Genomic DNA, 12,903 nt, shown 5'->3' on the forward strand with positions numbered 1-12,903 from the left:
GTGTGGTCATGAGCCTCCTCACCGACCACCCGTCCGTGCGATGGGCCGCTCCCGTCGCCGCCGCCTGCCTCATCGGCGGCGGCGTCGTGGCGAGCCGGATGACCGCGTCCGCCGACACCGAGCTGCCGACCCGAACCGCCGCCCAGCTGCTCAACGACGTCCAGTCCGCGTCGGTCCCCGGCGTGTCGGGCACCGTCGTCGCGTCCGCCGACCTGGGCCTGCCCGCCCTGCCCGGTCCGGCGGGGCGCGGCAGCAGCGAGCTGAGCTCGCTGATCTCCGGGACGCACACCATGCGCGTGTGGGCCGCCGGCTCCGACCGGACGCGGCTCGCGCTCCTGGGCTCCAACGGCGAGTCCGACGTCGTCCGCAACGGCAACGACGTCTGGCTGTGGTCGAGCCAGCAGAAGAAGGCCACCCACCTGCGGCTGCCGGCCGGGTCCGCGGCGGCCCACCACGAGAGCGTCCCCGCCACCCCGCAGGAGACGTCCCGCCGCATCCTGGACACGCTCCAGCCGTCCACGACCGTGTCGGTGGACGGCACCACCTCGGTCGCCGGCCGTGCGGCGTACGAGCTGGTGCTGGAGCCCAAGCAGTCCGGCTCCCTGGTCAAGGACGTCCGGGTCGCGATCGACGGCAAGACGCACGTCCCGCTGCGGGTGCAGGTCCACTCGACCCGCATCAGCAAGCCCGCGATCGAGGTCGGTTTCACCTCGGTGGACTTCGGCCGGCCGGACGCCGGGCAGTTCACGTTCAACCCGCCGCCCGGCACCGACGTCACCACGAAGACCGTTGCGCCGCAGAAGAACTCGGCCGGCATGATGAACGACGTCGCCGGCCTGCTCAAGGCGACGAAGCCCAACGTGATCGGCTCCGGCTGGACGTCCGTGCTCACCGCCCGGGTCCCTGAGCAGATGCCGGGTCAGAAGTCCGGCGAGAACGGCCCCTCGGTCGACCAGCTGGTCGGCATGCTCCCCCGTGTGCAGGGCGCCTGGGGCTCGGGCCACCAGCTGCAGGGCACGCTGTTCACCGCACTCGTCACCGACGACGGCCGCCTGCTCGTCGGTGCCGTCCCACCGCAGACGTTGTACGCCGCAGCGGCGCGGTGAGCGACCCGCTCGCCGTCCGCAGCACAGGGCTGACCAAGCGGTTCGGTCAGCAGACGGTGGTCGCGGGAATCGACCTGGCCGTGCCCACGGGCAGCGTCTACGGCTTCCTCGGCCCGAACGGCTCGGGCAAGACGACGACCATCCGGATGCTGCTCGGGCTGGTCCGGCCGAGCGCAGGTGAACACTCGCTGCTCGGCAGCCCGATGCCCGAGTCCGCCGGCGCGGTCCTCCCCCGCGTCGGCGCGCTCGTCGAGGGACCCGCGTTTCACCCCTACCTCTCGGGCCGGGCCAACCTGACCCGGCTGGACGACGCCGACGCGAGCACGGACCGGAGCGACACGCGGCGCCGGGTGGACGCGGCGCTGGACCGCGTCGGACTGCTGGCCGCCGCGGACAAGCGATACCGGGCGTACTCGCTGGGCATGGGTCAGCGGCTGGGGATCGCGGCAGCCCTGCTCGCACCGCGCGACCTGCTGGTGCTCGACGAGCCGACCAACGGCCTGGACCCACAGGGGACGCGGGAAGTGCGGCACCTGGTGAGCGGCCTCGCCGACGAGGGCCGGACGGTCCTGGTCTCCAGCCACCTGCTCGCGGAGGTCGAGCAGATCTGCACCCACATCGGGGTCATGCACGACGGCAGCCTCGTCGCCCAGGGTCCGGTCGCGGAGCTGCGCGCCGGAGCCGGGCAGCGGGCGTTCGTCGAGACCACCCGCCCGCGCGACGCGGCGGCGGTGCTGCGGCAGCTCGGAGCCCGGGACATCGAGATCAGTCACGACCGTGTCGGCGCCGACCTGGGCGACGTGGTGCGGACGGACCTCGCGCCCGCGCTGGTGCGCGCCGGCGTACCCGTGCTCGCCCTCGGCGTGCAGGAGCGCAGCCTGGAGGACCTGTTCGTCTCCCTCACCGGCGAGGGCTTCGATGTCAGCGGGTAGCCGGCTGCTGCGCTCGGAGCTGCGGCTCGTGCTCGGTCGTCGCCGCAACCAGGTCGGGCTGCTCGCGCTCGCGGCCGTCCCGGTGGTCCTGGCCATCGCCGTGAAGGTCTCGGTGTCCGAGCCCGGGCCGGAGGCGCCCGACTTCATCAGCTCGATCACCGAGAACGGCCTGTTCGTCCCGCTGGCCGCGCTCGGGCTGGAGCTGCCCTTCATCCTCCCGCTCGCCGTGGGGATCATCGCCGGCGACTCGATCGCGGGCGAGGCGAACATCGGCACGCTGCGCTACCTGCTCACCGTGCCGGTCGCCCGCGCCCGGCTGCTGGCGGTGAAGTACGCGGCGACGGTGCTGTTCACGGTGGTGGCGGTGGTCGTCGTCGCCGGGGTGGGCGCAGCCATCGGCATCGCGCTCTTCGGCAGCGGCCGGCTGACGCTGCTGTCCGGGACCCAGATCGGCACCGGGCCCGCGGTGCTGCGGGTGCTGCTCGCGATGGCGTACGTCGTCGTCTGCCTGTCGTCGCTCGCGGCGATCGGCCTGTTCTTCTCCACCCTCACCGAGCAGCCGATCGGCGCCGGGATCGCGGTCATCGCCGTCAACGTGCTGAGCCTGATCCTGGACCAGCTGCCGCAGCTGGACTGGCTCGGGCCGTACCTGCCGAACCACTACTGGGCCTCGTACATCGAGATCTTCCGCGACCCGATCAACGGGGAGCCGCTGCGCTCCGGGGTGCTCGTGGCCCTCGCGTACGCGCTGGTGGCGTGGCTGGCGGCCTGGGCGCGCTTCGCCGGCAAGGACGTGACGTCCTGAGGCTCCCGCTCAGGCGGGCAGGTGGGTCGGCACCGTGAGGCGTGGACCGCGGCGGGGCCGGGCGATGCCCGCGAGCTCCAGCAGGCGCTGCACCCGGAACCGGTGGCCGGCGTACGGCTGGAGCAGCTCCAGCATCCGGGCGTCGTCGCCGACCCGGCCGTCGTCGAGCGCGTACGTGACGTTCTTGGCGACGTGGTAGTCGCCGACGCTGACGGCGTCGGCGTCCCCGAGCGCGCGCTGGGCGACCTCGGCAGCGGTCCAGGCGCCGATGCCGGGCACGGCTCGCAGCCGTCGGTGCGCGTCCGCGATCGGCAGGTCCGCGCACTCCTCCAGCCGCGCGGCCACCGACAGGGCTCGCGCCACCGTGTCGGCCCGGGCGGCGTCCACCCCCGCCCGCAGCCACTCCCAGGACGGGACCCGGCGCCAGGTGCGGACGTCCGGGGGCACGACCAGCCGGAGCTCGCCGCCGGGGCCGGGCGCGGTCTCGCCGTAGCGGCGCACGAGGCTGCGGTAGCCCGCGAACGCCTGCTTGCCGGTGACCCGCTGCTCGATGACGACCGGGATCAGCGACTCCATGACCAGGCCGCTGCACGGGACGCGGAAGTGCTGCGCCCGCCGGTGCGCGGTCGCCAGGACCGGGTGCTCCGGCACGAAACCGTCGGTGTCGTCGCCGTCGCCGAGCATCGCGGGCAGCCGGTCCAGCAGCCAGGACGCGCCCGGGCCCCAGGCCCGCGCGGTCACGGCGTCCCCGGCGACGTCCGCCCGCGCGACGGTGAGGTGCATGGTGACCGGACCGTCCGGCGTACGGCTCGCCCGCCACAGGCCCGAGGCGTCGGTGCGCCAGGTCGGGTCGTACCCGCCGTGGCGCAGCCCGGACAGGATGGCTCCCATCGGGACGGGACGGCCCGGCGCCCAGACGCGAACCGTCGGCTGCCCGCTCACCGGCGCCGGAAGGTCAGCAGCGCCAGGCCGACGCTGGTGTCACCCTCCACCCGCTGCGCCGCTCGCAGCCGCAGACCGTCGGCCACCCCCAGCTCACCGACCAGGCTCAGGCCCTGCTCGTCGGCACGGGCGACGAGCGCTCGCAGCTCGGCGACGCCCACCCCGCCCTCCGCGGCGGGGCCCAGGCGCAGCGTGACGACCATGAGCCCGCCGCGACGCAGCGCGGTCGAGCCGATCACCAGGTCGACGTCGGCCTCGTCCGCCCGCAGCGAGCGCGGGTGGATCCGGGCGAACAGGTCGACGGTGCCCGCGTCGATGGAGGTCCCCACCACGTCCGGGCGCGTGACGTCGAGGTGGACCGGGGCGAAGCCCGCCCTGGTCGCCCACCGGGAGAACAGCGACCGCGGACCGGAGGCATCGAGCACGACCGCGCGGCGCCGGCCGTCGTCGGCCACGCGCATCAGTGCCGCGAGGGCACCGAGCGCCGCCCAGGCGGAGGTGTCGTCGAGGGTGCGTGACAGGCCGAGCGACCGGGCGGTGCGCCGAGCGGCCCGCGCCTCGACGCCGTCGACGAGGACGTCGGAGGTCCGTACGCCGCGCAGGTCGGCGGACCGCAGCCGCACCGTCACGTCGGCACGAGGGATGCGCGTCGCGGTCTGCCGGGCGGCATCACGCACGCGTCCGGCGATCCGCTGCACCGCGGGTGAGCCGGCGAGCCGGCGCACCTCGGCGCCTGCGGCCCGCGATGCGGGGGTCCCGTGGCGCTGTCCCGGCGAGTCTCCCTTCACCTGATCGAGGGTAACCGGGAGGTCTGACGGAGGGGATGCGACTCAGCGCAGCCGGAGTCGCTCGTGGACACGGTCGGCGGGCGTCACCGGGCCGGTGAACGTCTCCAGGAGGGCGCGCTGGTCGTCGCCCAGCGCGCGGTCCAGGTGCTCCAGCCCGGGCGGCGTCACTCGTACGGCCTGCAGCCCGAAGACCGCCGCGAGGTTGAGCACCGCGGTGCTGCCACCGCCGATCACCGCCGCCGCGCGCACCACCTGCGGGTCGAGCTCGGCCGGACCGCTGCCGGACATGACCTCCAGCCCCGCGTAGCGCTCCCGCGACTCCGCCGGGTGCGGCCGGACGACGAGCCGGCCACCGGCACGGCCGACCGCGGACACCAGCTGCCCGACGTGCTCCAGGTAGGTGTCCTCGTCCAGCAGGCCGAGGTCGGCCCAGGGCTGGGTCGCGAGCACGACGGTCCGGCTGTCGCTCGTCGGCTCGACCCCGGTGGTGTGCCGGTGGAACTCCGCGGCCACCCCGTCGACGACGGTCCAGCGGCCCTGGTCGGCCACGTAGGTCGGCCAGCGCCGGGTCGTGAGGGTGCGCGCGCCGGCGGTGACAGCGGCGGTCCGGACCGAGCGCCACGGCTCGGGCACCCCCTGGCGCGCCCAGGCCTCCCGGCGGGTGCGCCAGTCGCCGTAGGTACCGATGCCCTCGTCGGTGACCACCACGCGAATCCGCTTGCGCGGGTTGGCCGCTCGCAGCTGGGCCCAGGGCTTGATGCCCGGCGCGCCCACCGCGACGTAGACCGCCTCGGCGTCCTCCGGGAGCTCCCACCGGGACGCGCCGTCAGGGAACGTCACCCGCAGCCGGTCGTCCTCGGGGAGGAGCCGGAGCACGACGTCCTCGGTCACCGAGGCACGGCCGAGGAACGTGCCGCCCCCGACGTACGCGACGGTCACCGGTGTCGTACGCGCGGCGAGCTCGGCCCGCAGGTAGGAGGCGACGTAGACCAGGTGGGTCTGGCTGCGAACCCCGGTCACGACGACGTGCAACGGGCCGTGGCCCTCGCGCTCGGTCATGTCAGATCACCGGCGGCCGGCCGGCGCGGGCCAGCCGGGCGACCGTGCGCCACGACATCGGGCGCCGCGGGCCGGGGTCGCTGCGCAGACCCTCGCCGAACCCTTTGAACCAGGTCCCGAGCGCCGCCTTGTCGTGGACGCGGGCCAGGGTGACACCGGTCCACGAGGCGAGGTAGACCGGGACGAGCGGCGCGGGGAGGTTGCGCCGGGCCACCCAGACCCGGTTGCGGGCGTTCATCCGGTAGAAGACCTGGTGCCGTGCGGGGCTGGTCGCGGGGTGGTTGACGACCACGGACGGCACGTACTGGATGGTCCAGCCGGCGTCGACGAGCCGCCACGCCAGGTCGATGCCCTCGTGGCCGTAGAAGAAGTGACCGGGCCAGCCGCCCACCTGCTCGAACGCCGCGCGACGGATCATGAAGACCGCCTCCCAGAACCAGGTCGCGGGACCGGCCTTGCCGCCGTCCTCGACGTTGAACCGGGGCACCCAGCGGCGCGGCGCGGTCTTGCCGGTCGGGTCCTCGCCACGGGGCTGGGCCACGGCGACGGCCGGGTCGCCGAGGATCACCCGCGCCAGCCGGGAGAGGACGTCGGGCGTGGGGAGGGACGCGTCGTCGTCGTAGAAGTAGAGCAGCTCGCCGCGCACCTCTCGCGCGCCGACGTTGCGGCCCTCGGGGATGCCGACGTTCTCCGGCAGGTGGACGGTGCGCACCCAGTCGGGCAGACCCGTCGGCTCCCAGCCGTTGCCGACGAGGACGACGTCCAGCTCGACGCCCTGCTGCGCCCTCAGCGTGCGCAGCGCCTCGGCGAGCTCGGTCGGCCGGTCCCCCATGTGGAGCAGTACGACACCGACGCTGGGCAAGGTGGACTCCGCAGGCACCGGGCTAGGCTAGACGACCGACCCGGACCGACCGACCCCAGTGAGGCAGCGTGCCCGACGACTTCACCCGGCCCGGGGTGCACCCGCGGCTCATCGGCGGCGAGATGGCGACCTGGTCCGACCTCGCGACGACCGCGCCGCTGCGCGCCATCGCCCCGGCCGTCCTCGCCCTGGTGCCGGAGGGCCGGCGTCGGGTTCTGCTCGCCGGCCCGCGAGCAGCCCTGCTACGTCAGCACTTTCGCGATCACGACGTCCGGGTGCTCGTCCGCGGCGTGCCCCACGCCGAGGCGCTCGCGCAGGACGGCGCTGACGTCGTCTGCGGCGCCCTCGACCGGCTGCCCGCGGGGTCCGCGTACGACGTCGTCGTGCTGCTCGACCCCCCGGAGACGGTGCTGTCGCCCGACTCCCCCGGGCTGTCGCACGGGGACACGCTGGGCCTGGCTGCCGACGCCGTCGCCGACGACGGGTGCGTCGTCGCCCTCGTGCCGGGCGGGCTGGGCCTGGACACCCTGACCGCCGGGACGCAGCCGCACCGGCTCGCCGACGACACCGCGTGGTGGGTCGGCACCGACGGGTACGACGTCCGCCGCCCGTTCCGCCACGAGCTGCCCGGCCTGCTGGGCGACGCCGGACTCACCCCGTGGGTCGAGCGCTCGCTCCTGCCCACCGGCGCCGACCCGGTCGTCGTGCTCGACGGCGCGTCCGAGGACGCGGTGCGGGACGCGCACGAGGCCCTGGCAGCTGCCGTACACGCGGTGCCGTACGCCGACCGCGCCGTCGACGTCCTCGCCGGTGGCGCGGCGGCCGAGCTGGCCGGAGCCTGGCTCGTCGTGGCCGGCCGTTCACCGCGCGTGCTGCACGCACCCGCGCTCGTCGCGGACCCCGGACTCGGCGAGGCGGTCGACGGGCCGTTGCGTGGACACCGTTGGCCGCTGCTGCTCGCCCTGCGGGACGGCAACCTGTCGCGAGCTCGGACGCTGCTCGAGGAGCTGCGCGCCGGCTGCGGCGACGACACGTCGTACGACGCGGCGCTGGTCGAGCTGGCCGGACAGGTCGCCGGGGCGCCGGGCGCTCACCCGTTCGCACCGGAGCTGGACGCGCAGGCCATAGCCCGCGAGCTGCGCATCCTCGGCGGCCTGGCTGCGTCGGCCGCGGAGGTGGCCGCCCCGACGCCTCGAGCCGCTGCCCACCGCCCGCCCGCCGTCGCCGAGGACGTCGTCGAGGCGCGCCGGGAGGAGCTGGAGGCTGCGCTGCACGACCGCAGCGCCCAGGTCGCGGATCTGCAGCGGCGCGCGTCGGATCAGGAGCGACGGATCCGCGCTCTGGAGCACGCGGTCGCCACCGCTGACAGCCCGTGGCCGCGCCGCACGCTGTTCGTGCTCACCGCGCCGACGAAGCGTCTGGTCGAGGCCGCCCGCAGCCGTACGCAGCGCTCACGCTGAGGCGGGCGTCCGCGCCGACGCCCTGACCTGGCCCTGAGCCATGTTCGCGGCACGCAGATCGTGCGCGGTGGACTCAGGGACCAGGCGAGCGCGTGCTCAGGCGGCGTCGCTCAGCACGAGCAGTACCCGACGTTCGAGCACGGTGAGGTCGCCGGTGAACGGATGCGGCCTGCCACCCAGGACTGACGGCGCGACGGACCGATGACGGTGGCCGGTCGGGGTGGTGATCTCGACCTCGTGCGCCGGTCCGGCCCGTGGTGCGGCGAGCTCGTGACCGGGATGGACCACCCGGGCCGACCAACCTGGTAGCTCCTTGGTGTCGTTGCACCGCTCGCACAGGCCCTGGCCGTTGGCCGCCTCGATCAGACCGCCGTCGGCGTACCTCACGACGTGGTCGTGATGCTGGATCGGCGCGTCGCAGAACGGAGCTCGGCAGACGCGGTCTCTGGCCGAGATGAGTCGTCGCAGCGGGCCACCGAACGTCCGGCGCCGGGAGTCCACCGCGACGGCCGTGCCGTCGGCCGGATCGATGAAGATCCGCCGGACCCAGGCACGGGCCCGCGCGCCGTCGCGGTCCGTAGCGGGCGGCCGGCCCCTCAGGCCCGCCTGGGGCTCCCCGGCAGCGATCGCCCTGGCCAGCGCGGCCGGCACCGGGCCGTGACCGTCCACCAGCCCGGGCTCGCTCCCGTCGTCCAGCAGGGTGGACGCCGACATCACCAGCCCGATCTCCACCGGCCGGCCCCCGGCGACGGCCCTGCCCGTCAGCCTCTCGACCAGGGTGTCGGCGCGCAGCTGGGCCAGGGACCGTGCGTCGCCCGCCGCTCGCAGCTCGCGGGCGTGCCGGTCCAGCGCCGCGTAGGCCGCCACACCGTCGGCCACGGGCAGCACAACCGAGAGCATGCTCATGCAGTCGGGGGCCGGCCGCGACCACACCGCGCGGTCCTGAGCGGCCCGGCCGATGCGCTCGACCAGCGCGGCCGGGTCACGCTCGTACGTGAGGCGACGGATCGCCGCGTCCGCCTCCTTGAACGACAGGTCGGGCAGCAGCGGCGCCGAGAGCGCGCAGGGTGAACGGCAGCTGCGTCGACCAGGCGCGAGCGCGACCCAGCCGCACCGCGGCGGCCTGCGGCGAGATGCGGCAGGCGAGGCCGACCTGCTCCGGAACGCCTCGCCCGCGCTGACGCACAACGAGACCGGCCGCCGCCTGGGCGCCGACCTGCGAGTCCGACAGGCCGACCATGACCCGCGCCTGCGCCGCGACGCAGGCAGCCTGCAGGTCTTCCAGCGCGGCGAGCTGCTCGACCCGCTCGGCGTCGTCGACGTCCGCGGCCAGCCCGGCCAGCGCGTCGAGGAATCCGCGCAGGTCGGAGGCCGTGACCGCCTCACCGTCCCCGACCTGCGCGCCCTTCCCCATTCCGTCATCGTACAAGTGTTCGAAGTAGGGTGGCAAGCGTCACGCCGTCTCAGTCGGCAGGGTCCTGCGGTCCCCTCACCGCGAACGTCACGACGAGGTCCTCCCACGCGTAGGTACGCCACGCGACCGCCTCGGCCCCGAGGTCGGGGACGAGGAGCCCGTGCTCGCGGACCCAGAGCAGGATCGGCACGTCGAGCAGCTTGGCGAGCACCTCCGCCCGGGTCCAGCGGGCCCAGAAGTCCTGCGGCTCGACGGGCTCGGTGAGGCGAGCCCGCCGTACGACGGCTCCCGGCACGCGCTGTGCGGCGAGCTCGGCGTCGACCGCCAGCCGACAACCGCCGCGGCCCGGTGGGTCCCACGCGACGCCGCGACCGTCGGCGAGGTAGCTGCGCGCGGCGTCCGGGTGGGTGTCCCGGTCGACGTCCACGCCGACGTGCACGGTCTGCGCACTCACCCAGGACGCAGGAAGTCCTCCCGGGACAGCGCCCCGGGAGGACTCCTCGATCAGTCGCACGGCCGCAGCCAGCCCGACGGCAGCGGCTAGATCGAGCCGCCGCCGTCGATGGTGATGACCTGGCCGTTGAGGTTGGTGTCGTCGAACAGCAGCGACCGCACGACCGGAGTGATGTTGTCCGGCTCGACCAGGCGACCGGACGGCGTGCGCCGGGTGATCGTGGACAGCTGCTCGTTGCCGAGGACCGAGGACATCTCGGAGGCGAAGAAGCCCGGCGCCACCGAGTTGACCAGGAAGCGGCCGTGCATCTCCCGGGCGAGGGTCCGCATCGCGGAGTCCAGACCGCCCTTGGTCGCCGAGTAGGTGACCAGGCCGGAGTAGCCGCGCTGGGCGCACACCGAGGTGACCATGACGATCCGGCCGCGGCCGGACTTGGCCATGGCGTGCCGCAGGAACGCGCGGGCGAGCAGCAGCGGCGCGGTGAGGTTGGTCGTGACGATCTGCGCGACCCGCTCCGGCGAGGTGTGCACGTGCAGGGAGTCCTGGCCGATGGCCGCGTTGTTGATCAGGGCGTCGATCGGGCCGAGCTTGGCCGACGCCTCCTTGATGAACGTGGTGATCGCCTTGGTGTCGGTGATGTCGACCGATCCGACGAAGACGTCGTCCGGGCGCTCGGCGGCCAGGGCCTCCAGCTCGGGCGTGACGGTGCGCGCGAAGGTCGCGACCCTCGCGCCGTTCGCCAGCGCGTCGTGCACCAGGCTCAGACCCAGACCGCGGGAGCCGCCGGAGATCAGGACGCACGTGGCCGGCGGGATGGCCGCGGGGGTAGCGGCGGTGGGCGCGGTGGCAGTGTCAGACATCGCTCTTCAGGGTCTCCTTGATCGGGATCTCGGGCAGCACGCGCAGCCGGCGCGGCACGGAGTAGTCGGGCAGTCGCGCGGCGCACCACGCGGTGAGGTCGGCGTCGGTCACGGCGGATCCGTCCGCGAGGACCACCTCGGCCATGACGACCTGACCCACCAGCGGCGCCTTGCGACCGCGGACGGCCGCCCACCGTACGTCGGGGTGGTCCAGCAGGACACCGCGGACCTTCGAGGCGGACGCCTTGGAGCCGCCCACGTTGATCTCGTCGGACGCGATGCGCCCGGTGATCAGCACCCGGTCGCCGACGACCTCGGCGCGGTCGCCCGTACGGATCGCGGCGTCCATGCCCTCGGCGGCCTTGGCCGAGGCGATGACGAGCTCGCCGTCCTGGACGGTGAGCCGCGGGCGTCCGGGGGTGTCGCGCTCGAGCCAGGCGGCGGGGAAGCCGGCCCGGCCGTCGTGCACGGCGATCGCGGCGCCCGCCTCGGACGAGGCGTAGATCCAGGAGATGCGGGCCTTCGGGAAGACCTCACGGAGCGTGTCGAGGATCGCCTGGTCGACGGGCTCGCCGCCGAGGGTGATCTGCTCCAGCTGCAGCCCGGCGAGCACGTCACCGGAGCGGAAGAGCGCCTGGCGCCAGAACGTCGGTGTGCCGGACGCGGCGGTCACGCCGGCGTCGACCGCCATCTGGGGCCAGCGGTCCAGCTCGCTCGGCTCGACGAAGAGCACGTCCTGACCGGGCAGGGCCAGCGAGAGCGTCACGATCTGCCACCACGCGTATGCGCCGGTGGCGTACGGGCACAGCCAGGTCCGGCGCGGCTGGTCGCCACCGACGGTGGTGAGCGACTCCAGGGTGTGCGCGACCTGCTTGGGCCGCCCGGTCGAGCCGGACGTCAGCAGCCAGACGCGCCCGGCCTCGGGTTCACGCCCGGTGAGCGGCGGCTCGACGGCGTCCGACCGGACGACGGCGAGGCCGGACTCGCGCAGCTCCTGCGCCTGCTCGTCGCCCACCCGGGTCGCGGCCGCGATCAGGGTCTCGCGCGGCGTCGTGGCCGCCTGCCACACGGCCCGGACGGCCTCGGTGTTGTCCTGGACCAGGACGGCCGCCGCCGGCGGGAGCACCGGCGCGTCCGCGAGGCCCGCCCACGTCCCGTCGTACCGGGCCGTGATGACGCGGTTGCCCGCCCCGGCGGGAAGACTCACGCCGTCTGCAGCTGGTCGAGGAAGTCGAGCACGTCACCGACGGTCTCGATCGAGCGCAGCCCGGGAGCGTCGAAGTTGAGCTCGTCGCCGATCTCGTCCTCGACCCGCAGGGCCAGCTCGGAGAAGTCGAGGGAGCGGAAGCCGATCGTCTCCAGCGAGGCGCTGTCGTCGGCGGGCAGCTCCTTGCCCTGGGCGGACAGCACCTCGGCCATCATGGTGCGCACCTGGTCACGGCTGAGCGTGCTCATCGATCCTCGCTGTCATCTTCGGGGAAGTGTCGGAACGGCCCAGCGCTGGGCCCGTTGTAGTGTAAATGCCGCTCTCACCCTCTCCCCCAACAACTCGTCGGAGGCTCCCGCATGCTTCGCCCCGCCACGGAGGCCGACAAGGAGCTCGTCCGCGTCTGGCGCAACCATCCCGAGGTCCAGGCGGTGTCCCTCCAGCAGGAGGAGATCACCCCCGAGATGCACGAGAGGTGGTGGGCGGCGGTCCAGCAGGATCCGAGCCGTCAGGTGCTCGTCTACGAGCGCCGGGGCGAGCCCGCCGGCGTCGTCAACTTCTTCGACATCACCGCCGAGGGCAGCAGCCCGCGCAGCGCGATGTGGGGCTACTACCTCGACAACGAAGGCCTGGGCGGCGCGCTGCTGCCGGCCTGGATGCAGATCCAGCGCGAGGGCGTCCGGTACGCCTTCGAGGAGCTCGGGCTCGAGGTCCTGGAGGGTGAGGTCCTGGACCACAACGAGGCCGTCCGCAGCATGAACCGACGCAGCGGCTTCACCGAGGTGGAGTCGTACGAGCGAGAGATCGGCGGCCGTCCGACGCTCGTCCACCGCATCCGCCGTACCCGCGACCAGCAGAAGGCGTGACCATGACCCAGCCCTCCATCCAGATCGGCCCGCACCACATCGGTCCGGACCACGAGCCGTACGTCATCGCGGAGATGTCGGGGAATCATGACGGGTCGTTGGACAAGGCGTTGGAGATCGTGCGGATGGCCGCGGCGGCGGGTGCGCA

15 protein-coding genes are annotated in these 12,903 nt (G+C 74.1%); 5 read left to right on the top strand and 10 right to left on the bottom strand.

The annotated features are described in order from the left end of the window. Nucleotides 1-8: 8 nt before the first annotated feature. From P4R38_RS01570 to P4R38_RS01580, 3 genes are read left to right on the top strand one after another with little or no spacing between them, the layout of a single operon-like run. A complete protein-coding gene (locus P4R38_RS01570) occupies nucleotides 9-1,106 on the top strand; it encodes a LolA-like protein (protein ID WP_277190738.1) in 1,098 nt (365 codons plus the stop codon). Continuing rightward, on the top strand, nucleotides 1,103-2,038 hold the full coding sequence (locus P4R38_RS01575; protein WP_277190740.1) for an ABC transporter ATP-binding protein: 936 nt from the start codon (nucleotides 1,103-1,105) through the stop codon (nucleotides 2,036-2,038). Before P4R38_RS01570 ends, P4R38_RS01575 begins: the two co-directional genes overlap by 4 nt. Beyond that, nucleotides 2,025-2,843, top strand: coding sequence for an ABC transporter permease (locus P4R38_RS01580; protein ID WP_277190742.1), 819 nt, complete (start codon nucleotides 2,025-2,027; stop codon nucleotides 2,841-2,843). Before P4R38_RS01575 ends, P4R38_RS01580 begins: the two co-directional genes overlap by 14 nt. A 9-nt stretch (nucleotides 2,844-2,852) precedes the next feature. Here P4R38_RS01580 and P4R38_RS01585 read toward each other — a convergent pair whose 3' ends face one another. The 4 genes from P4R38_RS01585 to P4R38_RS01600 are packed head-to-tail and all read right to left on the bottom strand — an operon-like array spanning nucleotide 2,853 to nucleotide 6,512. Then, nucleotides 2,853-3,785 carry a DNA-3-methyladenine glycosylase family protein gene (locus tag P4R38_RS01585; protein ID WP_277190744.1) on the bottom strand — a complete coding sequence of 311 codons (933 nt, stop codon included), beginning with the start codon at nucleotides 3,783-3,785 and terminating at the stop codon, nucleotides 2,853-2,855. Continuing rightward, nucleotides 3,782-4,573, bottom strand: coding sequence for a hypothetical protein (locus P4R38_RS01590; protein WP_277190745.1), 792 nt, complete (start codon nucleotides 4,571-4,573; stop codon nucleotides 3,782-3,784). The genes P4R38_RS01585 and P4R38_RS01590 overlap by 4 nt, the downstream gene beginning before the upstream one ends. Nucleotides 4,574-4,615: 42 nt before the next feature. Next, nucleotides 4,616-5,632 (bottom strand): hypothetical protein, encoded by a 1,017-nt coding sequence (locus P4R38_RS01595; protein WP_277190746.1) that lies wholly within the window; start codon nucleotides 5,630-5,632, stop codon nucleotides 4,616-4,618. Between the two features lies 1 nt (nucleotide 5,633). After that, nucleotides 5,634-6,512 (bottom strand): glycosyltransferase family 2 protein, encoded by an 879-nt coding sequence (locus P4R38_RS01600; protein ID WP_346770729.1) that lies wholly within the window; start codon nucleotides 6,510-6,512, stop codon nucleotides 5,634-5,636. Nucleotides 6,513-6,562: 50 nt separating this feature from the next. Between P4R38_RS01600 and P4R38_RS01605 the strand changes: the two genes are divergently transcribed. Beyond that, entirely contained in the window at nucleotides 6,563-7,954 is a 1,392-nt protein-coding gene (locus P4R38_RS01605) for a hypothetical protein (protein WP_277190748.1), read from the top strand. A 96-nt stretch (nucleotides 7,955-8,050) separates the two neighbouring features. On the opposite strand, the gene P4R38_RS01610 is transcribed toward P4R38_RS01605, so the two are convergent. From P4R38_RS01610 to P4R38_RS01635, 6 genes are all read right to left on the bottom strand, one after another. Continuing rightward, the gene (locus P4R38_RS01610) at nucleotides 8,051-8,854 is read right to left on the bottom strand and encodes an HNH endonuclease (RefSeq protein ID WP_277190750.1); all 804 of its coding nucleotides are present in this window, start codon (nucleotides 8,852-8,854) and stop codon (nucleotides 8,051-8,053) included. Nucleotides 8,855-8,936: 82 nt separating this feature from the next. Further along, on the bottom strand, nucleotides 8,937-9,368 hold the full coding sequence (locus P4R38_RS01615; RefSeq protein ID WP_277190751.1) for a hypothetical protein: 432 nt from the start codon (nucleotides 9,366-9,368) through the stop codon (nucleotides 8,937-8,939). A 49-nt stretch (nucleotides 9,369-9,417) separates the two neighbouring features. Beyond that, nucleotides 9,418-9,822, bottom strand: coding sequence for a hypothetical protein (locus tag P4R38_RS01620; RefSeq protein WP_277190753.1), 405 nt, complete (start codon nucleotides 9,820-9,822; stop codon nucleotides 9,418-9,420). Between the two features lie 86 nt (nucleotides 9,823-9,908). Continuing rightward, nucleotides 9,909-10,682 carry an SDR family NAD(P)-dependent oxidoreductase gene (locus P4R38_RS01625; RefSeq protein WP_277190754.1) on the bottom strand — a complete coding sequence of 258 codons (774 nt, stop codon included), beginning with the start codon at nucleotides 10,680-10,682 and terminating at the stop codon, nucleotides 9,909-9,911. Beyond that, entirely contained in the window at nucleotides 10,675-11,889 is a 1,215-nt protein-coding gene (locus P4R38_RS01630) for an AMP-binding protein (RefSeq protein WP_277190756.1), read from the bottom strand. The genes P4R38_RS01625 and P4R38_RS01630 overlap by 8 nt, the downstream gene beginning before the upstream one ends. After that, nucleotides 11,886-12,137 carry an acyl carrier protein gene (locus P4R38_RS01635; RefSeq protein ID WP_277190758.1) on the bottom strand — a complete coding sequence of 84 codons (252 nt, stop codon included), beginning with the start codon at nucleotides 12,135-12,137 and terminating at the stop codon, nucleotides 11,886-11,888. Before P4R38_RS01635 ends, P4R38_RS01630 begins: the two co-directional genes overlap by 4 nt. Nucleotides 12,138-12,248: 111 nt before the next feature. On the opposite strand from P4R38_RS01635, the gene P4R38_RS01640 reads away from it, so the two are divergent. Next, complete coding sequence (locus tag P4R38_RS01640) at nucleotides 12,249-12,755, top strand: GNAT family N-acetyltransferase (RefSeq protein ID WP_277190760.1); 507 nt, start codon at nucleotides 12,249-12,251, stop codon at nucleotides 12,753-12,755. The last annotated feature ends 148 nt before the right edge of the window (nucleotides 12,756-12,903 follow it).

The sequence above is a fragment of the Luteipulveratus flavus genome, from assembly GCF_029439465.1.
GTDB lineage: Bacteria > Actinomycetota > Actinomycetes > Actinomycetales > Dermatophilaceae > Luteipulveratus > Luteipulveratus flavus.